The sequence below is a fragment of the Ruegeria sp. R14_0 genome, assembly GCF_017743975.1.
In the GTDB taxonomy this organism is placed as follows: Bacteria; Pseudomonadota; Alphaproteobacteria; order Rhodobacterales; family Rhodobacteraceae; genus Ruegeria.
In genome coordinates, this window is record NZ_JAGHRC010000008.1 from 108,651 (window position 1) to 133,262 (window position 24,612).

Genomic DNA, 24,612 nt, shown 5'->3' on the forward strand with positions numbered 1-24,612 from the left:
GAGGTTGGCGCGGCCAGAAGGCTGAAGAGAAGAAGGCTAGTCGCTGGCGCGCTTGTCGGTGGCCGCCAGCTTATGCGAAGTCCGTTGGCCTTCTTCGAGTGGCACATCGGCATGGGAGAACCCGATGCCAATGAGGAAGGAGACCACGCCAGTGATCGTCTTGAACTCGCGGATCTTGATGTCGTTGTAGGTTGTTCGTGTGCGGGCGGTGACCAAGAGCTTCTCAATACCTTCGTCAGACACGGCACGCATGATCCAGACCCCGTAATAACTCGGGCCCTTCTTGTGTGCCGATTCCTGGCACAGGATTTCTGCGCTATAGCCACTTTCCACGAGTTCGCGGAAACGTGCTTCCGTAACCACATTTGGTGCTTCGATGTCCCAGTTCATGGCCCGGCTCACGCTTTCTTCAAACACGCAACAACCGGGCATTCCCACTTGAAGCCCAGAGTTACGATAGTATATTATTAATCGCAAGATATATTGCGACAGATACGGCTGTATCTCGGTTACACAAACACTAGGCACGGCCAATGGAGTCTATCAAGGAAAATAGGGGTTTCAGAAACCTGTGGTTGAGCCGGTGGGTGAAGATACAGGCTGTGGCCTTGCTGATGCTCGCTCCGGTCGCAAGCGAGGCCGGGTCATGCCTCGCCCCGGTCCAGCCGTTCGTTCCAAGCGATTCGCAGGCCGCTCGGGATTATGCCGACATCATCCGACGGGACTTTGAGGTCTACATAACGGACATTCAGGACTACTTCCGCTGCCTCGAGCAGGAGCGCGCGCGCGCCTTCGAAGAAGCCCGCGAAGTCAGTCAGGACTACGGTCGGTTTCTGGAACTGGTGGGGGATTGATGGGCGATTGGGTGTGCATCAGACTTGCAGCCCATGGAAACCAGACGCCGGTAACACCCTCAAATATCTACTTTTTAGATAACAGATTTCATCCGCTAGCGACGTCACAAAAGGTATGTGACGCGTGGCAAAGACAATCAGAACAAATGGCCAGTTGGCGCTCGTCCGTGCGTTGGTTGATGCACGTCAGAATGCGGGTCTCAGCCAGCAGCAGTTGGCGGCGAAGCTCAAACGCCACCAGTCGTTTGTGGCACGTCTCGAAAGCGGCGAGCGTCGTATCGACGTCGTGGAGTTTACAGTTCTGGCGAGGGTTATCGGCTTTGATAAAGATGAAGTCCTGTCGATTGTCGAAGCCGCCACGGAGCCCGACCACAGGATATGAAGCCAATGAATTGTTGAGAACGCGGAAACCCATTTTCCCGGTCTGATGATCATTCCCTCATCGAGGACCAGGTAGCCAAAATCAACGAAGTCCGGCGCGCGGTCGTAGTGAACGCTCTGCAACCCCACGCCGCAATTCGCAGCGCCACAGTGCAGGAAGTCAGTAAACAGTGAACGATGATAGGGGTGAGGGCGTCGCGATCGCCAATCTGATCGGGACCGATGGGTGCAGTGTTGTTGGTTGGGTTTATCGTTGGAGTACAGGCTCACATGCGGTGATGTGGGACGTCCAAGGGCCCCAGCCGGTATCGGAAACCCGGCCGGATATAAGTGACGAACAGAAGCAAGAAATCGACTTCGATGCGCTCACGCGGATTCGAAAAAGTGACAGTGGATAGGATTCTCACGCAGCCGCCAGTTCATATTGATGGAAAGGGTCTGCGAGCGTACCGGTCATTTGAGCTGATGGCAGCGAAGGTCTCGAAGGAGCCCAAAGCCCCGGATGCTGCATTGCGCACAAATGACAGCTATGCCGACTCAACCATTCAAGGCTTGGTTTCCGGGACCCCCAGTCTGCGCAAGTCACCCAGCCATCGGTTGAGGTAATCGTCGCTCTCGAACGGCGCTTTCCTTGCCTCTTCGATGCTGTAGTTGGGGTTATCTCCCAAGAATTCGTCGATCATTGCTTTTGCTTCTTCTTCTCGCCCCAACCGCAAGAGGATCGGTGCAAGCGTGCGTCTTAGGCGATCCGGGACTTCGTTCATCTTTTCAATCGACGCAAGAGCGCCTGCGTAATCTTCCGCAAAATACTGTGCCCATCCCAGGTTCCACAGATACCAATCGGGATGATGCGGGTTGAGGCGGATCGCTGAGCGCATCCGTTCCACGGCTTCTTCGGCGCGTCCGCTGTAGACCAGAGGGTCCATTGAGTTCACGAGGGTGCCCGCAGAATTCGGGTTTAGCGAGATTGCCTTGTCATACAGCGTTACCGCCCGGTCGAGATCGCCAGCATACATCGTTATATAAGCCAGAACGGCGTAACCGGCAAAATCGAGGGGTTCCAGATCAATCGCTTTTCTGGCCATTTCAAAGGCAAGATCGAGGGATTCTTCGCGAGACAGGTCTTCGCTCCAGCCAAAGCGGTACCCAAAGGCATGTGCCCACGCGAGTTCGGCATATGCGCCCGCGAAGTTTGGATCGAGCGCAATCGCCTGCTCACTCAGCCGCTGCGCCTGAATATTGTCCATCTTACTGAATCTCAGCGAGTGTTCCTCAGCACGTCTGGAGAGTTCATAGGCCCCGAGGCTTTCAGTGGGCTGGTGCTTGAGCCGGTCATACTCGGCGAGATCGATACTGGTGCTCAACGTCGAAGCGACGGTGCGGGTAATCTCATCCTGAACGTCAAATATGTCTTGCAGATCGCGGTCGTATTGGTCGGCCCAGAGATGCTTGCCGGTCGTGGCATCGATTAATTGCGCATTTGCGCGCAAGCGTTCACCTGCGATCTGAACACTGCCTTGGACGATGTATCTCACGCCAAGTTCCTGCGCAATCTGCTGCACCGCTGTGGGCTTATCCTTGTACGAAAAGGTCGAATTGCGCGCGATGACAAAAAAATCGGAGAACCGGGACAACGCCGTCAGGATGTTCTCGCTCAGACCATCGCTCAGGTAATCCTGGCTCGGATCGTTGCTCAGATTATCGAAAGCCATGACCGCGATGGACGGTTTGCCAGACGCAGTCGGATATTGGTCGCCATTGGCGGACGATATCGCATCAGTACTCCAGGGCTGCCACCACGCCACTACGCCCAAGACCATGGCGAGCACGACGCCGATGGCAACTGCCAACCGACGTTGTGCAGGCTTTGCTGCACTTGGCACAATGGGCGATACCAAAGCCGTGGCCTTTTCATCGAGCGCCAAATTGAAGACGTGCAATGGGTCCGCCATGTTCTTGGCCTGATGTAGTCCCGCATCTTCAATGGTGAGGTCGAGTTTGTCCTTAACCTGATCGAAGACGTTGGCCGACATGCAGATGCCGGCGGGTTCGGCCAAGCTTTCCAGCCGAGCGGCGATGTTGACGCCATCGCCTTGAATGTCGTCCTGATCAACCACGATGTCGCCGACATTGAGCCCTATCCGATATCGAACCTGAGCATCCTGCGGTACACCCTCGTTTTCGGCCCCGACGTAGTGCTGCATTTCGACGGCACAACGAACGGCCTCGACGGCGCTGGCAAATTCAATCAGCAGCCCGTCACCCATCAATTTTACAATGCGTCCGTTCCGCGCCGATACAATTGGCTCGAAAAGACGTTCGCGATGCGTTCTGACTGTCTCCAGAGTACCGGCTTCATCATTACGGATAAGGCGGCTGTAGCCAACGACGTCGGCGGCAAGTATCGCGGCGAGGCGGCGTTCCAAATTCCTACCTCCAAGTGTTTAAATCAGGTTAGGCAGAAAGCTGAGACTAATCCAGAAACTTTGAGACCGTTGATACGTTCGTCCTACGCTCCCGTTGACAAAGCCGCGACTAACAGCAGCCATTACGGTATTTTTCAGTTCACAGCCGGTGCGGTGAGGGTCAGCTATCCCAGATTCGCACCACGAATTGTGCTTCCGCGTCGGACTGGGAGCCGTCATTGGTCTGGACAGAAAAAACGGCCGCTTTGTCCCGCTCTCCGGACAAACGCACCGAAAGCAGCGAAGGGCCGGTATTTGAACAACTCAGCACGCTAAAATTCTCGCAGCATGATGGCAAAGCTGTCTTTGTCAGCGCTAGTAGTTCACCTGTTCGAAGCCGTAATTGCCCTCATAGTCACGCCAATCGACGAAGACAGATCGGTGATAGATACCCGGGCAATTCTGGCCCCAACGTTCAAGTCCCACATGGGCCTCGGGCAGGGCAGTTATGGAAGATCGCTGCCATGAGAAATCGCCTTGGGTCCCGTAGGTGCCGAGGACCACGGTCGCGCTTCGGTTACAATCCCCATCGCGCCCGGACTCGTGCTGTCGTGCATACCGTACATCGAAGACGCGGATGGACCGCACGAAATTGAACTCTGGCCCGCTGATATCGATGTCCGCGCGGTCCTGAACAAGCCGAAGGGTGAAGTCTGTGGGAACGAGATTATCTACTGGCAAGGATTGGAGCGGTCGACGGTTGTCGGTCCGGTACAAGGCTTCAATTATGCGGTCAGCGTTGTTTGATTGCCGATCGCTCTCATAGGACGCGCCCATGGGACAGCGCCAGATTTGCAGCGGCGGTTCCACTGGCCAAGGCGTAATCCGCCGGATGAACTCGGCGCGGGCTCGGGCGCAAGGGACGGAAGCGGGCCAGCCGCCAGACAGGCACAAGAGGATCGCGCAATCGATCGGGTAGGTCTGCGCGCGGGCGGGTGCCGGCAGCGAAAAGCTTGTCACGGCCAAAGCGACTGCGACCGAGGGGAGGAGCTTCTTGAGTAAATGGCGCATACTGGGGGACCTCCGTGAGAGGAGTTCAGCATACATACGATAATATACTATCGCAACGAAAAATATAAAGCCGCATAATGAAGTTTATGTTAATTTACCCTCCAGATCCCTTCTTCCTGAGCCACTCGCGATTCAGAAAGAAGTTTCTGTAAATGAGCCACAACATTCCTTTCGGCGGCCATTGCAATATGCGGGTCAGATTTCTTGTAGACTGAAGCGGCGATATTCTGGACTGTATCGGAAGTATTTAGGAGATGCTTGAGGATCTGGGTCTCGCGGCGCATCCGGTTGGCAAGTAACCGTTCGATGTAAGGGCGCGGATCCTGGAGTACGGGCCCGTGACCCGGCAGGCAGATCCTATCGTCGCGATCAATAAGCCGTTGAAGCTGGTCGCAGTAATCACGCATGTTGCCGTCAGGGGGGCTGACGATCGAACTGTTCCAACTCATCACGTGGTCGCCCGTGAATAACACTCCATCCAGCCTCGCAAAGCAGAGGTGATCGCTCGCGTGACCGGGTGTGTGAAGGACAGTAAGACCGGCAATCCTTTGCCCGTCTTCCAAAAACCCGTCGGGTTGAAATGCATCGTCTGGAAAGGCACGCGAAACATAAACGGGCAGACCTGTCCGTTCGCGCAATCCCGGCACGGCACCGAAATGATCGGAATGGTGGTGTGACACTAGAATTCCGGCCGGGTTGCCTCCCAGATTCTCGACAATTGCTTCGAAATGTGCACTGTCTTCTGCTGGACCCGGATCGAGAATGAACCGACCGTCAGGTGTATCAATGATGTAGCTGTTCGTCCCGTGATAGGTCATCTTCCCGGGATTGCTCGCAACGATCCTCAGGATTCCCTCGGCCACCTGTTCTGCACGCGCGCGACACGGTTCCGGCTCTGTGTGAAACATGCTGCGTTTTGTCATTGAATACGACCACTTTCTGACAGTGAAAAGTCTGGGACTTGCAAAGCCGCCTTTTGCTTTGCATAGCTTTGGAAGCCTCGGGCTGGCGTCCAGCGCCGGTCAGAACCGGCGCTGGAACAAGGCAACAAAGCCCAGCAGTCAAGCGTGACCCCGATTATGGAAACCTGTATACAGCACTACAGCAATTGCTGCCTTCGTCAGGTCTCCAAGCAGGAACGGGTAAAGCCCGGCGTTCAGCAATTTTTCGCCATAGCCGACAAAGCCACCCAACCAGAATAGCCCTGCGCAATACATAAGTATCGAACCGGAGAGGACCGCTACAGATGCTCTGATTGAAGGCGGAAGCCCTGCCAGCTTTTGAACCATCCATCCTGCAGCCGCCGCCGCGAGCGCAAACCCAATCAAGAATCCGCCAGTGGGACCCGCAAAATAGGCCAGACCCGCCGGTGCGGGAGGCGTGCCAGCGAAAACCGGCAGGCCAAACAGACCTTCCAGAAGGTACGCAGCGACAACTAGACTACTGCGCACCGGCCCCAGGAAAAGGCCGAGACCCAAGACCACCAGGGTTTGTGTTGACATCGGTACCGGGTAGAATGGCACCGCGATTTTGGCGGATAGTGTCAGAAGTATTGTGCCGATGAGTATTATTGAGATCTCTCGGGTCAGTCTTGCGACCGGTTGGCGTTGAGTGGCTTCCAAATTCATCTGTTTCGTCCTTGTTTCTGTAGATCGTTGATTTGCTGGATAGGGAAGCTCACATGCGCTTGGCGACTTCTTCCAGCATGACCTCGCTCGCACCGCCGCCGATGGCCTGAACACGGGCGTCGCGCGACATGCGTTCAACCGGGGTTTCGCGCATATAGCCCATGCCGCCGTGAAACTGGACGCAGTCGTAGAGCACGCTGTTTACCAGTTCGCCGCAATAGGCCTTGACCATCGAGACCTCCTTCACGCAATCGTGGCCCGCCGCGTCCAGACCTGCGGCATGATAGACCAGCTGCCGTCCCGCCGCGATCCTCGTCTGGCAGTCTGCCAGCCGCTGGCGCACCACCTGCTTTTCCCATAGAACACCGCCAAAGGCCTTGCGCTGCTTGACGTATTCCACTGTCATGTCCAGCGCGGATTGCGCTTCGGCACAGGCCATCGCACCCAGCACGATGCGTTCGTTCTGGAAGTTCTTCATCACCGAATAGAAGCCGCGGTTGACCTCGCCCAAAACGTTTTCGGCCGGGATGCGGACATCTTCGAAGATCAGTTCGGCAGTGTCCGAGCACAGCCAGCCGGTCTTGTTCAGCGCCCGACCGACCGAAAAGCCCGGCGTGCCCTTTTCGACCGCGAACATGGTGATCCCGCGCGAGCCCTTGGCATCGGGGTCGGTCTTGGCGCCGACGAAATACAGATCGGCATGTACACCGTTGGTGATGAACATCTTGGTGCCGTTCAGCACCCAGTCCGACCCGTCCTGCACCGCGCGGGTGCGCATGCCGGCCACGTCCGAGCCCGCGCCCGGTTCGGTCACGGCCACGGCGGTGATCTTTTCGCCCGACGTGATCGACGGCATCCAACGCGCCTTTTGTTCGGGCGTACCGGCGTTTTCCAGATGCGGCGAGGCCATGTCGGTATGGACAAGAACCGTGGCCGAAAAGCCGCCGAAGGTGGAACGCCCCACTTCCTCGGCCAGCACGACGCTGGACATCACATTCAGCCCTGCGCCGCCATATTGCGCGTCATAGCGCATGCCCAGCACGCCCAGATCGCCCATCCGGCGCAGCACGTCGCGCGGCACCATGCCGTCATTTTCCCAGGACTCGGCCTTGGTTGTCACTTCGGTTTCAATGAACCGGCGCAGCTGGTCGCGGATCATGTTGAGGTCTTCGTTGAACGGGCCGGTGGCCGCGGTGATGGTGTCTTGTCTGGTCATGTGTTTTCCTCCGGGTCGAGTTTGATAAGTGGGGCGTGCCCGGCGACCGTATCGTCTGGTGCACAATAGATTTCCGTCACCACGCCCGCGACCGGCGCGGGCAGGCTTTGCAAGAGCTTCATGGCCTCCAGCACCACCAGCGTGTCACCGGCTTCGACGCGGTCGCCGAGCGCAACACGTACCTCGGCAACGGCGCCGGGCATGGGCGCCGACAACATGTCAGCGCCGCCAGATCCGCCGGTGGCACGTTGCAGATGCTGATCTTCCAGCGTACGCAGGTCTGTCGCGGTCATTCCGGCAGGGGTTTGCAGGTGCACCCGCCAGTGACCCGGCGCGCGCACGACATGGGCGATGCGCGAAAACGGAACGCCGTCGATGCGTCCGCTCAGACGGTTCCCTTTCAGGGCGACATTTTCGGCCGTTATTGTCTGGCCGTCCGGCTGTACGGCGGCAAGCACCGTCCCGGGCCCCGGCCCGGACTCGGTCACGCGGATCGGCGCTTCGTTGGTTGTGTCCCAATAGAAGGCCGCACCGGGCTGTCCCGCAGGGGCTGTGAGTCGCCATGACCCCAGGCTTTCCCAGGGCGACGCGCCTGCCGGGACGAGACGCAGATGCAGCGCCATCGCGGCAAAGGCCATGTCCCGGGGATCAGCGGACGGTTCAGTCCAGCCGCCTGGGAACATCTCGGGCAGGCCCGAGGTATGGTGCCGGAACGCCTCAAAATCCGGGTGTGCCAGTAACGCGCGCTGATAGGCCAGGTTCAGGCCGACGCCGCCGACGGCAAAAGCATCGATCGCGGTGATCGCCCGGCGGATCGCCCCGGCCCGATCCGGCGCGTGGACGATCAGCTTAGCAATCATGGAATCATAGTGGTGGCCGACGACCGAACCGCACTCTACCCCAGTGTCCAGCCGCACATCCGCGGGCGGCGCCCAAAGGGTGATCTCGCCCGTTTCGGGGCGGAAATTCTCGCCCGGGTTTTCGGCGGCGATGCGGATTTCAATGCCGTGCCCTTCAAACTGCACATCGCTTTGCGTCAGCGCCAACGGCTCGCCCCGCGCGATGCGCAACTGCCATTCAACAAGGTCGATGCCGGTGATTGCCTCGGTCACAGGGTGTTCCACCTGCAACCGGGTGTTCATCTCGAGAAAGTAGTACTCGCCGCGCTCGGGATCATAGAGGTATTCCACCGTCCCGGCGGACCGATAACCTATCGCCTGCGCCAGTCGCACAGATGCTGCGCGCATTTCGTCGCGAAGGGCCTCGGGAAGATCGGCAGCAGGGGCTTCTTCGATCAGCTTCTGATGATTGCGTTGAAGCGAACAGTCGCGATCACCGAGGTGCAGGACATTGCCATGGCTGTCGCCGAACACTTGCACTTCGACATGCCGCGCACGAGGCGCGTAGCGCTCAAGGAACACTGCGGGATCGCCGAAGGCGCCTTGCGCTTCGGCCCGGGCAGATGCGATTGCTTCAGACGCGCCGCTCAGATCAGAAACAAGCCGCATGCCGCGCCCGCCCCCACCGGCGCTGGCCTTAACCAGAAACGGGGTGCCAAGCATGCGCGCCTCTTCCAGCAATCGTGCGTCGGACTGATCTTCGCCGCGATAGCCGGGCAGCACAGGAACTCCCGCATCCTCGGCGGCGGCCTTGGCTTCGATCTTGCTTCCCATCCGTGCGATTGCAGCGGCAGAAGGCCCGATGAACACAAGGCCCGCCGCCTCGACCGCTGCCGCGAAATCGGCATTTTCCGACAAGAAGCCATAGCCGGGATGCACCGCCCCGGCGCCGGTTGCGCGGGCGGCATCAAGGATGGCCTCAATGTTCAAATAACTTTCCGACGGCGCGGACGGACCGAGGCAGACCGCATGATCGGCCTCGGCCACGAAGGGCGCATCGCGGTCGGCCTCGGAGAACACCGCCACGCTTTCCAGCCCCAGCTTGCGGCATCCGCGCTGGATGCGCCGGGCAATCTCGCCCCGGTTGGCGATCAGGACGCGGGTAAAGCTCATTTGACCCGCCATGACGGAATGTCTTTGTTGATGAAGCTGTTGATGCCCTCGATGCCTTCTTCGGTTTCCCAGGCATCGGCCAGTCGGTCGGCGGTGTAGATCATGTTGGTTTCAAGGTCGTGGGAGGCGACATAGGCGACCAGCGCCTTGGTATCGGCCACGGCCCCCGGCGCAGCCTGAAGGTGATCGTGCACCACCCGGTCCACCGCGGCGTCCAGGTCGTCCGGAGCGACAACTTCGGTCAGCAGACCGATCCGTTCAGCGCGCGCCGTGTCGAACAGGGCGCCCGACAGCATGGTTTCGCGCGAATGCACCTTGCCGATGCGGGCCACGACGTAGGGCGAGATATTCGCGGGCAGCAGACCCAGTTTCACCTCGGTCAGGCCAAAGCGCGCGCCTTCGACGCCGATGGTATAGTCGCAGACCGAAATCATGCCGACCCCACCGCCATAGGCCGGCCCGTTGATCCGCCCGATCAGTGGCTTGGGCAACGTGTCCAGCCGGCGCAGCAGATGCGCCAGCGTGGCGCTTTGTTCGACCCGCTCGGCGCGGGTTTTCTCGACGTTCGAGGCGAACCAGTTGAAATCCCCCCCGGCGCAGAAGCTCTTGCCGGTGCCCGTCAGCACAACGATGCGCACATCGTCGTCTGAAGCCAGCCGCCCGGTCGCGTCATAAAGTTCCGCAATCAGCGTACCGTTCAGGGCGTTGTGCTTGTCCGGCCGGTTCAGGGTCAGGGTGGCGACGCCACGCGCGTCGGTCTCAAGCTGGATGGTTTCATGAACTGTCGTCATTTTTCCGATCTCACATTCTGAATACGGGCGTGTGGCGCCCTAGGTCGGGCACCGAAGAGACTATGGCCAGGCATAGACCCAGAATGTCGCGAGTTTGCCCGGGCTCGATCAGCCCGTCATCCCAGAGCCGCGAAGTGGCGTAATAGGGATCGGACTGTTCGCCATATTGGGCACGCACCTGCGCCTCGATCTGTGCAAGATCGGTCTCCATCTTTTCAGGCTCGCCGCCTTTCTGGCGGCGCAGCTCCAGCATCACATTGGAGGCGATGTCTGCCGACATCGTGGCCAGTTCCGCCGTGGGCCAGGCAAAGAGGAAATTCGGCGCGAAGCCACGCCCGCACATGCCATAGTTGCCCGCCCCGTAGGATCCGCCCAGCAGGACCGACAGGCGCGGAACCTTGGCGACGGACATGGCATAGACCAGCTTGGCGCTGTCTTTGGCGATGCCGCCGCGCTCGGCTTCGGTGCCGACCATGAAACCGGAAATGTTGTGCAGGAACAATAGCGGGATGTTCCGCTGATCGCACATTGATATGAATTGCGCGCCCTTGAGCGAGCTGTCGGAAAGAAGCGCGCCGTTATTGGCCAGGATACCGACCCGGTAGCCGTGGATCCGCGCCGTGCCGCAGACCAGTGTTTCGCCCCAGCCGGGCTTGAATTCGCGGAACTCGCCGGCGTCGATCATGCGCAGCAGAACCTCGCGCATGTCATAGGGCTGTTTGCGGTCGGCGCTGATGACGCCAAGCAATTCCGACGGATCATGCGCCGGCGGTGCAGGCGCCGTGTCGGGCTGCATCGGGCGCGACTGGCCCAGCTCGGCCACGATATCGCGCATCAGCGCGAGCGCGTGATGTTCGTCCTCGGCCAGATGGTCGGAAACACCCGACACGCGCGAATGCATCTCGGCCCCGCCCAGCGTCTCGCCATCGACCTCTTCGTTGATCGCAACCTTGACGATCGAGGGTCCGCCCAAATGGATGCGCGCATTGCCGCGCACCATGATGACCTCGTCTGACAGTGCTGGAATATAGGCGCCGCCCGCCGTGCAGCCGCCGAATACCGCCGAGATCTGCGGCAAGCCACTAGCCGACATGTTGGTCTGGCGATAGAAGGAATTGCCGAAATGGCGGGCATCGGGAAAGACCCTGTCCTGTTCGGGCAGATATGCCCCGCCGCAGTCCACCAGATAGAGGCAGGGCAGCCGGTTTTCCGCCGCGATCTCCTGCGCGCGGATGTGCTTCTTGACGGTTTCGTGGTAAAATGATCCGCCTTTCACCGTGGCATCATTGGCGATGATCATGCAAGGCAGGCCGTGCACGTTACCAATGCCCGTGACGATCCCGGCGCCGGGTACGGCTCCGCCGTATTGTCCGTGGGCCGCCAACGACGACAGCTCCAGGAACGCAGTGCCCGGATCGACCAGCAGGTCGATTCTTTCGCGGACCAGAAGCTTGCCGCGCTTGCGGTGACGTTCGACCATATCGGGCCGCCCGCCCGACGTGGCCTCGGCAATACGCGCGCGCAGGGTTTCGACACGCTCGCTTTGCGCCGCGTGATTGCGGGCATAGGCCTCCGATGCGGTCAGCACCGCCGTGTCAAGTCGTGCCATCTGTCAGGTTTCCTTTTCTTGCAAGATTCCGTGCAGGAACACGTCGGCATAGGTGCGTGACAGGGCATCGGCACCGCCGCGTTCGGGGTCGAACCATTCCAGCGTGGCGTTCAGCGCGCCAATCAGCATCAGGCGCAGGCGGCGGATATCCACGTTTCGTTTCAGCGCTCCATCCCGCTGAAGCCGGGACAACAGGCTGTCCCATTCGGCCTCGTAGGCGCGGCGCGTGGGCAGATTGGCATCCCGGACGGACTGCGGAACCTGCCCGAAAATGCGCACATTGGCCGAGGAATAATCGCTGACATCCAGAAGCGCGCGCAGATGCGCCCCGATTGCGGCCCGAAGGGCCGCCTCGGCGCCGGTATCCGCAGGCAATGCACCGACAGCCTGGCGCATATCGTCGTGAACGGCCTGGATGCCCGCATCCAGAATGGCCACGACGATCTCATCCTTGGAGCCGAAATGGTAATAGATGCTGCCCGCCTTGATCCCTGCGGCCTCGGCGATTTTTCTGAGCGACACGGGCCCATAGCCCTGTTCCCGAAAGAGCCTGGCAGCGACATCCAGAACGCCTTTACGCCCGACCGCGCTGCGCGATGTCTCGCTGACCTCTCCGGCTGTCGTATCCGCCATGCGATTCCCTTCGGTACGATACATAACTAACATCTGTTAGGTTGCTAGCGCCAATGAGTCAACAAACAATTATTCCAAACCTGGCTCGGGTTGGAACTTGTGGAAAATGCCGTCCGGGCAACCGTGATACAGCCGCCCGGAAATGTCAGTCGTACGCCGGACCCCGAACAGGTGGCCCGGGTGGCGGGGATCAGATCGAAAAGCCCCCGCCGCAGATGATGTGCTGACCCGAGATGAAGTTCGATTCCGGCGCACAGAACAAATAGACCGCGCCCGCGGCCTCTTCCGGTGTGCCTACCCGGCCCAGCGGAATCATGCGTTCCATCTGGGACAAGAGATCAGGGTTCACGCCGACCTTGATTTCTTTTTCCTCGATCTTGATCGTGCTGTCGCCGTCTGCGCTGCCCTCCGTCAGGCGGGTGCGGATCGGGCCGAAGGCCACGGCATTGACGTTGACCTTGTAGCGGCCCCATTCCTTGGCCATCGTCCTGGTGACACCCAGGATACCGGCCTTGGCGGCAGAGTAGTTGATCTGGCCGGCATTGCCGCCGGTCCCCGCGATGGACGAGATATTCACCACCTTGCGGAACACCTCTTGCCCGGCCGCGGCCTCTTCCTTGGCCTTGGCGCTGATTACCGGCTGGGCGGCGCGCAGGATCTTAAAGGGCGCTGTCATGTGAACGTCGATGATCGCCTGCCACTGCTCGTCGGTCATCTTCTGAACGACGCTGTCCCAGGTGTAGCCGGCGTTGTTCACGATGATGTCGAGTCCGCCGAAGCTGTCCACGCCCGTCTTGATGAACCGTTCGGCAAAACCGTCTTCGGTCACGCTGCCGGCGCAGACCACCGCTTCGCTGCCAGCGGCGCGGATAGCTTCAGCGGCTTCATTGGCCGGGTCGGCGTCCAGATCGTTGACCACTACCCGGGCCCCTTCCGAGGCCAGTTTGAGTACGATTTCGCGGCCAATGCCTCGGCCCGAACCCGAGACCAGGGCAACACGACCGTCGAGTTTTCCAGTCATATTAATTCCTCCCGAAAGGCGCTATCAGGCTTTTTCATAGAGTGTGGTGACACAGGCCCCACCGAGGCCCAGATTGTGCTGAAGTGCCAAGCGCGCGCCATCGACCTGGCGCGCATCAGCCTGCCCGCGCAACTGCTGGACAAGCTCGGTACATTGCGCAAGGCCGGTCGCCCCAAGAGGATGACCTTTGGACAACAAACCGCCCGACGGGTTGGTCACGTATTTTCCGCCATAGGTGTTGTCGCCATCATCAACAAACTTCGCAGCCTCGCCTCGGCCGCAAAGGCCAAGCGCCTCGTAGGTGATGAGTTCGTTGTGGGCGAAACAGTCGTGCAGTTCGACCACATCCACGTCTTCGGGCCCGATGCCCGCAGCCTCGTAGACCTGATCGGCGGCGCGCTTGGCCATCGAAAAGCCGACCACCTCGCGCATATCATGGGCTTCGAAGGTTTCCGGGCCGTCCGTTGTCATGGCCTGCGCCGCGATCCGAACCGAACTGTCCAGTCCGTGCTTGTCGGCGAATTCCTTGGAACAGATGATCGCGGCGGCTGCGCCACAGGTTGGCGGACAGGCCATAAGCTTGGTCATGACGCCGGGCCAGACCACCTGCGCAGCCATGACGTCTTCCGCCGTCACTTCCTGGCGGAATAGGGCCACCGGGTTCTTGGCCGCATGGCGGCTGGCCTTGGCTCGGATTTTGGCGAAGGTCTCAAGAGGCGTGCCGAACTCGTCCATATGCGCTTTGCCCGCGCCCCCGAAATAGCGCAGCGCCAGCGGAATATCGGGGTTGCCAACCAGATCGTCGGTTTCTTCGTCGAAAGCCGCAAACGGGCTGACCCGATCGTGGAACATCGCGCCGATTGCGCCGGGCTGCATCTGCTCGAATCCTAGTGCCAGAGCACATTCCACCGCGCCGCTTTCAACTGCCTGGCGGGCCAGGAACAGGGCAGACGACCCGGTCGAGCAGTTGTTGTTCACATTCAGAACCGGGATGCCGGTCATGCCGACCTGATACAAAGCCCGCTGGCCACAGGTGCTATCGCCATAGACATAGCCAACATAGGCCTGCTGAACCTTGTCATAATCCAGACCCGCGTCGGCCAGGGCAGAACGGGTGGCTGCGCTCGCCATCACATCATAGCTTTCGGATTTTCCCGGCTTCTGGAACGGGACCATCCCGACGCCGGTGACATAGGCTTTGCCTGTCATTTCTTTCTCTCTCCCATGCTTGGTCTGGCTATTGTGAACGGTAAGCCATATCATTTTCTAACACATGTTTGATTTTAGCGCTTAGCCTCGATAACTGTCAACATAGTTAAAACGTGATGTAGGGCGCTTGCGTCATTTGCTAACACATGACTGATTTTCTTGACCGCGCGTTCCGGAAGCCAGCACCTTTCAGGCTTTTGGGTCCCGGCATGACGGTTGATGAGCGTTTGACGTCTGGTTCCGGTAATCAGTGGCACCCAACCCACTAAAGGGAGAGAGAATGGCGTATTGTTATGAATTCAAAGGGTTCGTGCCCGTTGTGCCTGAGGATACATATGTCCATCCTCAGGCGGTTCTGATCGGAAATGTCATCCTGGGTCATGGATGCTATATCGGACCCGGAGCAAGCCTGCGGGGCGATTTCGGCAGGATCGTGATTGGAGACGGTGCCAATGTTCAGGATAATTGCATCATGCATTCCTTCCCCGGCCGCGACGCGGTGGTGGAACCGGACGGGCATGTCGGCCACGGCGCGATTCTGCATGGTTGCATCGTTGGACGAAACGCTTTGATCGGCATGAACGCGGTCATCATGGACGGCGTCGAGCTTGGCGCGGAATCGATTGTCGGCGCGCAAGCCTTCGTGCGTGGTGAAACGGTGATTCCGCCACGCTCGATGGTTGTCGGGTCGCCTGCGAAGGTGATCCGCGACGTCACCGAGAAGGAAGTCGCTTGGAAAACACGCGGAACTGCCGAGTATCAGCAACTCGCGCGCGACTGTCTGGCCGGATTGAAGCCCGTCGAGCCGCTGAAGGCGGTCGAGGCCAACCGACCGGAGATGGCTGCCTCCGACGTCGTCTCCATTCAGGAAGCGCGGCAGAAGCCGTCCTGACCTGCCCGGAAGCCGGACAGGGGCGGGTCTCTGCAGGTGCCGAATGCGCCAAGTGGTATCGCCTTGGCACGGGCCGGCCCCAGCGGAAAGCCGGCGTGCCGCCCTACCCCTCAAGCCGTCACAGCCGGAAGATCCCGTAGTGCGGATCATCGATCGGCGCGTTCAGCGAGGCGGAAATCGACATGCCAAGCGCATTGCGTGTGTCCGCCGGGTCAAGGATGCCATCGTCCCACAATTCCGAGGTCGAGGTATAGGCTTCGACATCTCGGCGGAATTTCTCCAGCACGGGATCACGGATCGCGGCGATTTCTTCCTCGCTCAGTTCTTTGCCTTCGCGCTGAAGCTGCCGGATCTTGACGTCGGCCATGGTATTGGCAGCCTGATCCGCACCCATCACGCCGATTTCGGCCTGCGGCCACATGAACAGCGTGCGTGCATCCCAGGCCCGTCCGCACATGCCGTAATTGCCTGCCCCATAGGACGCATTGGCGATCACGGTAAACTTCGGCACGACCGAGCCGCCCTGCGCCATCAGCATCTTGGCGCCGTCCTTGGCGATGCCGCGTTCTTCGTATTCGCGGCCCACCATATAGCCAGTGATGTTCTGAAAAAAGACCAGTGGCGTACGGTTCTGGTTGCATAGCTGCATGAAATGCGCGGCCTTCAGCGAGCTGTCGTTGAACAGCACCCCGTTATTGGCGAGGATCCCCACCTTGAAACCCCAGATATGGGCAAAACCACAGACCATCGTGGTGCCGTAATCGGGCTGGTATTCGTGAAAGCGCGAACCGTCCACGATCCGGGCCAGAACCTCGCGCATGTCGAATTGGGTTTTCCGGTCCTTGGGAATGATCCCGTAAAGCTCGGTCGGGTCGTAGTAAGGCTCTTCATAGGAAGCAGTTTCGATGATCGTTTTCGGTGTGCGTTTCCATTGGCTGACAATCTCGCGCGCCAGTGAAAAGGCGTGCTGTTCGGTCGCGGCACGATAATCTCCCGTCCCCGAGACAGAGGTGTGCATCACCGCGCCGCCAAGCTCCTGCACGCCGACCTCTTCGCCGGTGGCCGCCTTGACCAGCGGGGGACCGCCAAGGAAAATCGCCCCAGTGCCTTCGATGATGATGTTGTAATCGCTCAGCGTAGGTACATAGGCACCGCCTGCGGTGCAATGCCCGCCGACCACAGCAATCTGCGGGATATTGGCCTGACTCAGCTTGACCTGGTTGCGAAACACCCGCCCGCCCAGATAGCGGTCGGGAAAGACGCCATGTTGCAGCGGCAGGAAACCGCCGGCGCTGTCGCAGATATGGATGACCGGCAAACGGTTTTCCAATGCCACATCCAGAAGTCGCACGATCTTTTTAACCGTATGCGGATACCAAGCACCGCCCTTGACGCTGGCGTCATTGGCATGAATAGCGACCTCGCGGCCCTGCACGATGCCGATACCCGTTACCACGGCGGCGCCGGGCACCGCACCATCGTATTCGCGGCAGGCGGCCAGGGTTGAAAACTCCAGAAACGGTGTGCCGGGATCCAGCAATAGCTTCAGCCGCTCGCGCACCCCCAGCTTGTTTTGCCGCGCAAGGCGGTCAATGTCCCGTTGCGGGCGTTCGAAACGCGCCGCGTGCTGGCGGGCGTGAAATTCCTTCAGCCGCACGGACATGGCGGCATAATTTGCCTTGTAGTCGGCGGCGTTGGTATCGACCAGACTTTCAATCCTGCGCATTCTCACTCCTCCTCCGGGGCCAATTGGGCCAGGATATCTTTCAGCCCAAAACTGTCGCCTTCGGCGAATGGCATTTCGGCAACGACCCCGTCGCGTGGCGCCGTCAGTGTGGTTTCCAGCTTCATGCTTTCGATAACCAAAAGCGGCTGGCCTTCTTCAACTGTGTCGCCGGGTTTGACCGCGACCGAAACCACGACCCCAGGCATTGGTGCCACCAGTCGATCGTCGCTTGCGCCCCCGTCACGCCCCGCCAGACGTTCGGCGGGGTCAACCCGCCCGACTCCGTAGGTTCGCCCGTCCATGTGCACAAAAGTCGCCTCCGGCCCCACGGCCAGTCGCAATTCGCGCACAACACCCTTGGCCCGCAACGTGTAACCGCCCGGCAGGCCAGTCGGGTCCAATTGGCAGGCAACAGTACCATCGGGGGTATTCAGCACGAACCGGCTGCCATCATGGCCCAGCCAGCATTCAGTCTCTTCGCCGTCGATCTGAAAAATCCGTTGCATCAGTTTCTCCACCCGCCCATCTTGCGGTGCATTTTCGGTATTTGCATTACGTCGCTCACCAGCCGATCGTCTGACAGGGCCGCCGCCGCCATCAGCAGGTCAGAGACATCTTCGCCCGGTGCGGTCAGCATTTCGGATTGTTCAGCCAGGAAGCCGGTTGAAACGTCACCCGAGGCAAAATCTGGATGTGAAAGGATCGCATCCAGGTATCCGGTGTTGGTCGTCACCCCGAGAATCACATAGTTTTGCACCGCATTCCGGGCACGGGCGATGGCCTGCGCGCGATCCCGGCCATGCACGATCAGCTTGGACAACATCGGGTCGAAATCGGTGGTCACCTTGCCACCGTCCAGAATGCCGCTGTCCACGCGGACACCCTCGCCTTGGGGTTCGTCCAGCAGCAGGATATCCCCGATCGCGGGGCGGAAATCGGCCGTCGCGTCCTCGGCACAGATGCGCAGTTCGATCGAATGGCCGGTCTGCGGAATATCCGCCTGCACCGCGCTCAGCCCTTCGCCCGCAGCGATGCGCAGCTGTTCGGCCACCAGATCAAAACCCGTGACCATCTCGGTCACCGGATGTTCGACCTGAAGGCGGGTGTTCATTTCCAGGAAGTAAAACGCCCCGTCCCGCGCATAGATGAACTCGACCGTCCCGGCCCCGCGATACTTGACCGCGCGGGCGATCCCGGCGGCGGTTTCGCAGATTTCCTGACGTTGCTCGGGCGAGAGCGCCGGTGACGGCGTTTCCTCGATGATCTTCTGGAACCGGCGCTGGATCGAGCACTCGCGTTCCCAGAAATGCACCACGTTGCCCTGCCCGTCGCCCATCACCTGCACCTCGATATGGCGCGGGCTCTCGATGTAGCGTTCGACGAACAGCCGGCCATCGCCGAAATAACGCTCGCCCTCGCGGCGCGCGGTCTCGATCTCGGTCTCCAGGGCGCTGTCCTCGCGCACGACGCGCATCCCCTTGCCGCCGCCGCCGGCTGAGGGCTTGATCAGCAGCGGGTAGCCCACGGCGCGGGCGCGGTCCACAAAGGTGGCGGGGTCGTCATCCTCAATCGCCGACGGCGCGACGGGAAAGCCGCGCTCCTCGACAAAGGCGCGCGCGCGCACCTTGTCGCCCATCAGGTCGATGGCTTGGGAGGTCGGGCCGACAAATGTCACACCGGCCTCTTCCAGCGCCGCGACGAACCCGGCATTTTCCGACAGGAAACCATAGCCGGGATGCACCGCGTCGGCGCCGATTTTCTTTGCAGCCGCGACGATCTGCGAAATATCGAGATAGGCGGCCACGGGCGTCGGGCCGTCGATCATCGCGACCTCATCCGCGATCAGATGGGCCGGCCCCTCTTGCTCGGCGACATGGCGCAACACGACCGTCGCAAGCCCGCGGGCCTTGGCGGTGCGCAACACGCGCGCCGCGATTTCACCCCGATTGGCGACCAGGAGTTTCGAAATGGTCATGGTATTGTCCTTTTAGTTCCGGTCCGAGGCGTTCAGCCCGTCGCGGGCGGCCAGATCGACCGGCACAGGAATTTCAATATCAAGCAGCATCTGCGCGAACCCTTTGCCTTGCGGGTCGATGCGGACCGAGGCGATGCCGCCACCACCAAGCGATTCATGCAGCAGGAAGTTCAGCGAATGGCTTCCGGGCAGGTCGAACCGCTCGACCTTGCCTTCGCAGACGTGGGCGAAATAGTCTTTCACCGCCTCTTCGCTAAGAGCCGAGCGGATATAAGGCAGGTAGTCCGGCTTGCGCGCGAGGATGCCGATATTGGCGATATCCCCCTTGTCGCCCGAGCGGCCCCAGGCCAGATCGACGAGGCGGACCTTGACAACGTCCGGACCGGGCTCGTGGCTATCTGCGGGCCGTGCAGCGGGCGGGTCGAGCTTCACTGCATTCGTAGCGATGGTGACTGGAACCTCCTTGCCGTCCACCTCGACCGCGACGGGGGTATCGGCCTTGCTCTGAAGGAAGGAAAATAGACGGACCACCGGCTGCACCTTGGGCCGCCCGGCAAAGAACCCGGTCAGGCCCTGCGCGGTGGAAATCGCCATCGGCGCGATCTCGCCCGCAAAGATGTTGAGCGCCGCGCGGTCGTCATGCACCGCGCCGATCTTGAGCACGACCTCGCGGGTTTGGGCGCATGCATTGGCCCCATAGGCGGCCTCGGCGCCCAGCACCTCGACGCTGACCTGCCGGAAATCGCCCAGGTTCTTTTCGCGGAATATCCGGCGGCAACGGGTCAGGATGGCCTCGGCCACGCGCTCGGCCTTGGCGGGCGCGTCGATGGCGGCGAGGGTCAGCGTGGTGACGGCGCGCCAGCCATCGGCATGGGTCGCCGACACCTTGTAACTGCCGGTGCGCCCCAGCCCCTTGCCGCCCTTCACCAGCACCCGGTCGGGGCCCACCTGTTCCAGCGTGACCTGCGACCAGTCGCAGATCACATCAGGCAGCAGATAGGCGCGCGGATCGCCGATTTCATAAAGCATCTGTTCGCCGACCGCGCCGGGCACGACCAGCCCGCCGGTATCCGGCGTCTTGGTCATGACGAAACTGCCGTCTTCCGACACCTCGACGATGGGCATCCCCATATCGTCCCAACCCGGCACGTCCTGCCAGTCGGTGAAATTGCCGCCCGTCCCCTGAGGGCCGCATTCGATCAGGTGCCCGGCCAGCGACCCTTGGCTGAGCCTGTCCCAGTCGTCATCGCCCCAGCCGTATTCATGCATCAAGGGACCGAGCGCCACCGCACTGTCGGCGCAGCGCCCGGTGATCACGATCTCGGCCCCGGCATCCAGCGCGGCCGCGATGGGGCGGGCACCCAGATAGGCATTCATGCTCCAGATATCGTCTGGAAACTCAACACCCGAGAACATTTCCGTCTGACCGCTTTTGCGAATTTCATCGACCCTAGGCAACAGGTCATCGCCCAGCACGACTCCGATGGACAGATCGATCCCGGCTTGGGCGGCGGCTTTGGCAAGCGCATCGCTGCAGCCACGCGGGTTCACGCCCCCGGCATTGGCAACGACCTTGATCCCTTTTGCCTTGATATCCGGCAACCAGGGAGCCAGCGCCTTGACGAAGTCCGGCGCATAGCCCGACTCGGGCGCTTTGGCGCGGGCCCGCGCCATCAGCGACATTGTCACCTCTGCCAGATAGTCAAACACCAGATAGTCGATCTCGCCCTTTGAGACCAGTTGACCGATCGCTTCGGGCGTATCGCCCCAGAATCCCGAGGCGCATCCGATGCGCAGTTTCCGATCTGACATATTCTTCTCCTCCCCGCTTGATTAACGGCCCGTCCATTCAGGTTTGCGTTTCGCAATGAAGGCATCAAAGCCCTCGCGCGCGTCTTCTGTCTGCGCAACGCGGGGTAAAAGTGTTTCCGCAAACCGCATCTGCTGCGGATAGGTCATGTCCTCCATCGCGTGACAGGCGTATTTTCCCAGCCGGATCGCGCTCGGCGACTGCGCAGCAATCTGGGCGACCAGTTCTGCAACCTTGTTGTCCAGTTCCGCGGCATCGGTCACATAGTTGACCAGATTGAATTGCAGGGCTTCCGAGGCCGTCAGAGGAACGCCGGTGATGAACATCTCCATCAGCCTGCGCCGGGGCAGCACGCGCATCATGGGTGGTACGATCGTCATGGGAAACAGGCCCACCTTGACTTCGGGCGTCCCAATGCGGGCATGCTCTGCCATTACAGCCAGATCGCAGGCACAGATGATGCCAGCCCCCGCCCCCATCGCGGCTCCATTGATGCGCGCGATGGTTGGCTTGCGGCACGCCTGTATCGTTTCAAACAACCTTCCGGCAAAGTGATCCGGATCTGCCGGATCCTGAACAAACGGGCCGCCATCCGCCCCCGCCTTGATGTCGCCCCCGGCACAGAAGGCGCGCTCACCCTCGCCGGTCAGAACGATCACGCGGCAATCGCTGTCCCTCTCGGCAGCACAAATGGCAGCAATGATCCCGTCTGCGACTTCACGGTTGAGGGCATTTCGGTTTTCAGGACGTCGAATCGTGATACGCACTTCCTGGCCGAGCGCCTGCGATTGAACAGCGGTCTCAGTCATTTCCGTAGCTCCCCCCTGTATTCAGCGCACCGCGCATTCATACGTCGGGTCGTCAAAAGCTTGGCTTGATCTATTTTCTAACATATGTTTGATTTTGGTCAACACTGCAGACGACATTTTTCGGGAGGATGATATGACCACTCAAAGAGAGGCTCTCGCGGCTGATCTGGAGGCCATCAGGGCAAACTATTCGTTGACTGATGAGCAACGCCAGATTGTCGATCACGTGGATCGGGTATCGCGCGAGGTGCTGCACCCGCTGCAAGCGCGTATGGATGACGAGGAATGGTGGCCCGATGATCTGTTCAAGCAGATGGGCGGGCTGGGCCTGCTGGGGATTACCGCACCCGAAGAGCTGGGCGGATCGGGACAGAACGAGTTCACCCAGGCGCTGGTGTCCGAGGTGATTTCGAAGTGGAATCCGGCTGTGGGCCTCTCACACGGGGCGCATGACAACCTGTGCCTGAATAACCTGCTGCGCAATGGATCCGAAGAGCATGTGAAGAAATACGTGCCGGGTCTTTGCTCGGGCGAGCTGGTTGGTGCTTTAGGCCTGACCGAACCGGGCGCGGGGTCCGATGCGCTTGGGTCCATGGCGACCACCGCGCGCCGCGACGGCGATGACTACGTCATCAACGGCTCGAAGATCTATATCACCAACGGGCCGATTGCCGATGTGATCCTGCTTTACGCTAAAACCGACAAGTCGAAGGGTGCCAAGGGCATTTCCGCTTTCATAATCGAGACGGACAATCCCGGTTTCAAGGTGGCGCAAAAGCTTGACAAGATGGGCTTTCGCGGCTCGCCTACCGGAGAACTGGTGTTTGAGGACTGCCGCGTACCCGCGTCCGCCATGGTTGGACAGGAAAACACCGGCGTTTCGGTGGTCATGAGCGGGCTGGACCTTGAACGCGCGATGGTCGCTTCGGTCTGCGTGGGCATGGCGGAACGCGCGCTGGAACTGGGGCTGGAATACGCCAAGATTCGCGAACAATTCGGCCGACCAATCTCGAGCTTCCAGATGATGCAGTCGAAGCTGGCCGAGATCTACACCGAGGTCGAAACCGCGCGTGCCTTCAGTTATCGGGCGCTGGCCGCCTGTACCGGGTTGCCGAAGGGCGCCGGGGGTCGCGGTGAAATACACAAACTGACGGCGGCGGCCTGTCTCTATGCGGGCGAGGCTTTCAACAAGGCAGTGACCGAAGCCTGCCACATCCACGGCGGCTCTGGCTACATGCAGGACACCGAGATCAACCGGCTCTACCGCGCCAACAAGCTGTTGGAGATCGGCGCGGGCACAAGCGAAGTCCGCAAGATCATCATCGCCGAAGAACTTCTGCGCGCCTGAGGGAGACAAGACCATGAACAAGCAACTGCGCAACGACACCGCTCTGCCCACCCATTTCATGACCGACGAACAGCAGGCCCTGGCCGATCTGGCCGAAAAGTTCTTCATGTCCGAGTTTCATCACCTGAACGCGGAGATGGACGATACCGATGACCTGCCGGCCTCGGTCTTTCCCAAGCTGGGCGAGATGGGCTATCTGGGCCTCAACGTACCGCCGGAATTTGGCGGTGCCGGGCTGGACTTCACCTCGGCCTGTATCATCACCGAACAGATGTCGCGGGCCTCTGCCGCGATCGGGCTGACCCACGTGGCCCACGACAACCTGTGCGTCAACAACATCTATCGCAACGCGAATGACGATCTGCGCCACAAATATCTGCCGGGCCTGTGCGATGGCACGCTGATCGGCGCTCTGGGTCTGACCGAACCCGGCGCGGGGTCCGATGCGCTTGGGTCCATGCGGACCACGGCCACGAAGGATGGCGACGATTACATCCTGAATGGCGCCAAGATCTACATTACCAATGGGCCGATCGCCGATTTGGTGCTGGTCTATGCCAAGACCGCGCCCGAGAAGGGAGCCAAGGGTATCTCCGCTTTCATCGTGGAAACCGACACGCCGGGTTTCAAGGTTGCGCAGAAGCTCAACAAGATGGGGTTCCGCGGCTCGCCGACGGGGGAGCTCGTGTTCGAAGACTGCCGCGTTCCGGCGGGGAACATGGTGGGCAAGCTCGATGGCGGCGTTGCCGTGACCATGTCCGGGCTTGATCTGGAACGTGCCATCGTCTGTTTCAACGCAATGGGCATCGCGCAGCGGGCACTGGATATTTCCATCGATTACGCCAAGACACGCCAGCAATTCGGCAAACCGATCGCCAGTTTTCAGATGGTTCAGGCGATGCTGGCCGACATGTATACGCAGATCGAGTCCGCGCGGAGCCTTTCCTTGCGCACCGCAGCCATGTGTGAAGGCCTCGAAGAGGGCGAAGGCGGGCGTGGCGAAATCCACAAGCTCACCGCTGCGGCGATCTACAAGGCCGCCGAGGCGACGTCCTTCGTGCTCGACAAGGCCGTCCAGATTCACGGCGGCTCGGGTTACATGCGTGATACCGAAGTGAACCGGCTGTACCGGACCGGTCGCGTGCTTGAGGTCGGCGCGGGCACCCAGGAGGTTCGCAAACTCATCATATCCGGCGAATTGCTGAAGAACTAGGGGCGGAAC

Annotated in this window: 23 protein-coding genes; 6 read left to right on the plus strand and 17 right to left on the minus strand. The window is 60.4% G+C overall.

Annotated elements, in window-relative coordinates; all coding sequences use genetic code 11:
• Window positions 1-36: 36 nt before the first annotated feature.
• Window positions 37-390 (minus strand): hypothetical protein, encoded by a 354-nt coding sequence (locus tag J7416_RS18960; protein ID WP_163851985.1) that lies wholly within the window; start codon window positions 388-390, stop codon window positions 37-39.
• A gap of 203 nt (window positions 391-593) precedes the next feature.
• Between J7416_RS18960 and J7416_RS18965 the strand changes: the two genes are divergently transcribed.
• The 3 genes from J7416_RS18965 (at window position 594) to J7416_RS22855 (ending at window position 1,633) form a co-directional block, all read left to right on the plus strand.
• Window positions 594-854, plus strand: a complete 261-nt coding sequence (locus tag J7416_RS18965; protein WP_111734114.1) for a hypothetical protein — start codon at window positions 594-596, stop codon at window positions 852-854.
• 124 nt (window positions 855-978) lie between these two features.
• Window positions 979-1,236, plus strand: coding sequence for a helix-turn-helix transcriptional regulator (locus J7416_RS18970; protein WP_028284972.1), 258 nt, complete (start codon window positions 979-981; stop codon window positions 1,234-1,236).
• Between the two features lie 169 nt (window positions 1,237-1,405).
• Window positions 1,406-1,633: a hypothetical protein gene (locus tag J7416_RS22855; RefSeq protein WP_058239122.1), complete on the plus strand. Its 228-nt coding sequence runs from the start codon at window positions 1,406-1,408 to the stop codon at window positions 1,631-1,633.
• A gap of 147 nt (window positions 1,634-1,780) precedes the next feature.
• On the opposite strand, the gene J7416_RS18975 is transcribed toward J7416_RS22855, so the two are convergent.
• From J7416_RS18975 to J7416_RS19025, 11 genes are all read right to left on the minus strand, one after another.
• Entirely contained in the window at window positions 1,781-3,661 is a 1,881-nt protein-coding gene (locus tag J7416_RS18975) for an adenylate/guanylate cyclase domain-containing protein (protein ID WP_209227007.1), read from the minus strand.
• A gap of 354 nt (window positions 3,662-4,015) precedes the next feature.
• Window positions 4,016-4,711, minus strand: coding sequence for a hypothetical protein (locus tag J7416_RS18980; RefSeq protein ID WP_230802396.1), 696 nt, complete (start codon window positions 4,709-4,711; stop codon window positions 4,016-4,018).
• Window positions 4,712-4,800: 89 nt separating this feature from the next.
• Window positions 4,801-5,634, minus strand: a complete 834-nt coding sequence (locus J7416_RS18985; protein ID WP_240672155.1) for an MBL fold metallo-hydrolase — start codon at window positions 5,632-5,634, stop codon at window positions 4,801-4,803.
• A 138-nt stretch (window positions 5,635-5,772) separates the two neighbouring features.
• Complete coding sequence (locus tag J7416_RS18990) at window positions 5,773-6,339, minus strand: biotin transporter BioY (RefSeq protein WP_074838768.1); 567 nt, start codon at window positions 6,337-6,339, stop codon at window positions 5,773-5,775.
• Between the two features lie 49 nt (window positions 6,340-6,388).
• A complete protein-coding gene (locus J7416_RS18995; RefSeq protein WP_209227008.1) occupies window positions 6,389-7,555 on the minus strand; it encodes an acyl-CoA dehydrogenase family protein in 1,167 nt (388 codons plus the stop codon).
• Complete coding sequence (locus tag J7416_RS19000; protein ID WP_244867353.1) at window positions 7,552-9,567, minus strand: biotin carboxylase N-terminal domain-containing protein; 2,016 nt, start codon at window positions 9,565-9,567, stop codon at window positions 7,552-7,554. Before J7416_RS19000 ends, J7416_RS18995 begins: the two co-directional genes overlap by 4 nt.
• Window positions 9,564-10,358, minus strand: a complete 795-nt coding sequence (locus J7416_RS19005) for a crotonase/enoyl-CoA hydratase family protein (protein ID WP_209227010.1) — start codon at window positions 10,356-10,358, stop codon at window positions 9,564-9,566. Before J7416_RS19005 ends, J7416_RS19000 begins: the two co-directional genes overlap by 4 nt.
• A 10-nt stretch (window positions 10,359-10,368) precedes the next feature.
• Entirely contained in the window at window positions 10,369-11,967 is a 1,599-nt protein-coding gene (locus tag J7416_RS19010; RefSeq protein ID WP_209227011.1) for a carboxyl transferase domain-containing protein, read from the minus strand.
• Window positions 11,968-11,970: 3 nt separating this feature from the next.
• The gene (locus tag J7416_RS19015) at window positions 11,971-12,600 is read right to left on the minus strand and encodes a TetR/AcrR family transcriptional regulator (protein WP_067629751.1); all 630 of its coding nucleotides are present in this window, start codon (window positions 12,598-12,600) and stop codon (window positions 11,971-11,973) included.
• Between the two features lie 190 nt (window positions 12,601-12,790).
• A complete protein-coding gene (locus J7416_RS19020; RefSeq protein ID WP_209227013.1) occupies window positions 12,791-13,621 on the minus strand; it encodes an SDR family oxidoreductase in 831 nt (276 codons plus the stop codon).
• Between the two features lie 24 nt (window positions 13,622-13,645).
• Window positions 13,646-14,830 (minus strand): lipid-transfer protein, encoded by a 1,185-nt coding sequence (locus J7416_RS19025; RefSeq protein WP_067629733.1) that lies wholly within the window; start codon window positions 14,828-14,830, stop codon window positions 13,646-13,648.
• 280 nt (window positions 14,831-15,110) lie between these two features.
• Here J7416_RS19025 and J7416_RS19030 point away from each other — a divergent pair, with 280 nt between their 5' ends.
• Window positions 15,111-15,722: a transferase hexapeptide repeat family protein gene (locus tag J7416_RS19030; protein ID WP_067629730.1), complete on the plus strand. Its 612-nt coding sequence runs from the start codon at window positions 15,111-15,113 to the stop codon at window positions 15,720-15,722.
• 118 nt (window positions 15,723-15,840) lie between these two features.
• Here the strand turns inward: J7416_RS19030 and J7416_RS19035 are convergent, their stop codons facing one another.
• Genes J7416_RS19035 through J7416_RS19055 form a run of 5 tightly spaced genes read right to left on the minus strand, consistent with a single transcriptional unit; the run spans window position 15,841 to window position 22,042 of the window.
• A complete protein-coding gene (locus J7416_RS19035) occupies window positions 15,841-17,448 on the minus strand; it encodes a carboxyl transferase domain-containing protein (protein WP_209227014.1) in 1,608 nt (535 codons plus the stop codon).
• A gap of 2 nt (window positions 17,449-17,450) precedes the next feature.
• On the minus strand, window positions 17,451-17,954 hold the full coding sequence (locus tag J7416_RS19040; protein WP_244867355.1) for a biotin/lipoyl-containing protein: 504 nt from the start codon (window positions 17,952-17,954) through the stop codon (window positions 17,451-17,453).
• Entirely contained in the window at window positions 17,954-19,423 is a 1,470-nt protein-coding gene (locus J7416_RS19045; RefSeq protein WP_209227016.1) for a biotin carboxylase N-terminal domain-containing protein, read from the minus strand. The genes J7416_RS19040 and J7416_RS19045 overlap by 1 nt, the downstream gene beginning before the upstream one ends.
• A 12-nt stretch (window positions 19,424-19,435) precedes the next feature.
• Window positions 19,436-21,235 carry an acyclic terpene utilization AtuA family protein gene (locus tag J7416_RS19050; protein WP_209227017.1) on the minus strand — a complete coding sequence of 600 codons (1,800 nt, stop codon included), beginning with the start codon at window positions 21,233-21,235 and terminating at the stop codon, window positions 19,436-19,438.
• Between the two features lie 21 nt (window positions 21,236-21,256).
• Window positions 21,257-22,042 carry an enoyl-CoA hydratase-related protein gene (locus J7416_RS19055; RefSeq protein ID WP_040608656.1) on the minus strand — a complete coding sequence of 262 codons (786 nt, stop codon included), beginning with the start codon at window positions 22,040-22,042 and terminating at the stop codon, window positions 21,257-21,259.
• A 133-nt stretch (window positions 22,043-22,175) separates the two neighbouring features.
• Here J7416_RS19055 and J7416_RS19060 point away from each other — a divergent pair, with 133 nt between their 5' ends.
• Window positions 22,176-23,390, plus strand: a complete 1,215-nt coding sequence (locus tag J7416_RS19060; protein WP_050759166.1) for an acyl-CoA dehydrogenase family protein — start codon at window positions 22,176-22,178, stop codon at window positions 23,388-23,390.
• Between the two features lie 13 nt (window positions 23,391-23,403).
• Window positions 23,404-24,603 carry an acyl-CoA dehydrogenase family protein gene (locus J7416_RS19065; protein ID WP_209227019.1) on the plus strand — a complete coding sequence of 400 codons (1,200 nt, stop codon included), beginning with the start codon at window positions 23,404-23,406 and terminating at the stop codon, window positions 24,601-24,603.
• Window positions 24,604-24,612 lie beyond the last annotated feature (9 nt).

Coding starts and splice junctions, on each gene's coding strand:
- J7416_RS18960 (WP_163851985.1), bottom strand. CDS start 390: ATGAACTGGGACATCGAAGCACCAAATGTGGTTACGGAAGCACGTTTC.
- J7416_RS18980 (WP_230802396.1), bottom strand. CDS start 4,711: ATGCGCCATTTACTCAAGAAGCTCCTCCCCTCGGTCGCAGTCGCTTTG.
- J7416_RS18985 (WP_240672155.1), bottom strand. CDS start 5,634: ATGACAAAACGCAGCATGTTTCACACAGAGCCGGAACCGTGTCGCGCG.
- J7416_RS18990 (WP_074838768.1), bottom strand. CDS start 6,339: ATGAATTTGGAAGCCACTCAACGCCAACCGGTCGCAAGACTGACCCGA.
- J7416_RS18995 (WP_209227008.1), bottom strand. CDS start 7,555: ATGACCAGACAAGACACCATCACCGCGGCCACCGGCCCGTTCAACGAA.
- J7416_RS19000 (WP_244867353.1), bottom strand. CDS start 9,567: ATGAGCTTTACCCGCGTCCTGATCGCCAACCGGGGCGAGATTGCCCGG.
- J7416_RS19005 (WP_209227010.1), bottom strand. CDS start 10,358: ATGACGACAGTTCATGAAACCATCCAGCTTGAGACCGACGCGCGTGGC.
- J7416_RS19010 (WP_209227011.1), bottom strand. CDS start 11,967: ATGGCACGACTTGACACGGCGGTGCTGACCGCATCGGAGGCCTATGCC.
- J7416_RS19015 (WP_067629751.1), bottom strand. CDS start 12,600: ATGGCGGATACGACAGCCGGAGAGGTCAGCGAGACATCGCGCAGCGCG.
- J7416_RS19020 (WP_209227013.1), bottom strand. CDS start 13,621: ATGACTGGAAAACTCGACGGTCGTGTTGCCCTGGTCTCGGGTTCGGGC.
- J7416_RS19025 (WP_067629733.1), bottom strand. CDS start 14,830: ATGACAGGCAAAGCCTATGTCACCGGCGTCGGGATGGTCCCGTTCCAG.
- J7416_RS19030 (WP_067629730.1), top strand. CDS start 15,111: ATGGCGTATTGTTATGAATTCAAAGGGTTCGTGCCCGTTGTGCCTGAG.
- J7416_RS19035 (WP_209227014.1), bottom strand. CDS start 17,448: ATGCGCAGGATTGAAAGTCTGGTCGATACCAACGCCGCCGACTACAAG.
- J7416_RS19040 (WP_244867355.1), bottom strand. CDS start 17,954: ATGCAACGGATTTTTCAGATCGACGGCGAAGAGACTGAATGCTGGCTG.
- J7416_RS19045 (WP_209227016.1), bottom strand. CDS start 19,423: ATGACCATTTCGAAACTCCTGGTCGCCAATCGGGGTGAAATCGCGGCG.
- J7416_RS19050 (WP_209227017.1), bottom strand. CDS start 21,235: ATGTCAGATCGGAAACTGCGCATCGGATGCGCCTCGGGATTCTGGGGC.
- J7416_RS19055 (WP_040608656.1), bottom strand. CDS start 22,042: ATGACTGAGACCGCTGTTCAATCGCAGGCGCTCGGCCAGGAAGTGCGT.
- J7416_RS19060 (WP_050759166.1), top strand. CDS start 22,176: ATGACCACTCAAAGAGAGGCTCTCGCGGCTGATCTGGAGGCCATCAGG.
- J7416_RS19065 (WP_209227019.1), top strand. CDS start 23,404: ATGAACAAGCAACTGCGCAACGACACCGCTCTGCCCACCCATTTCATG.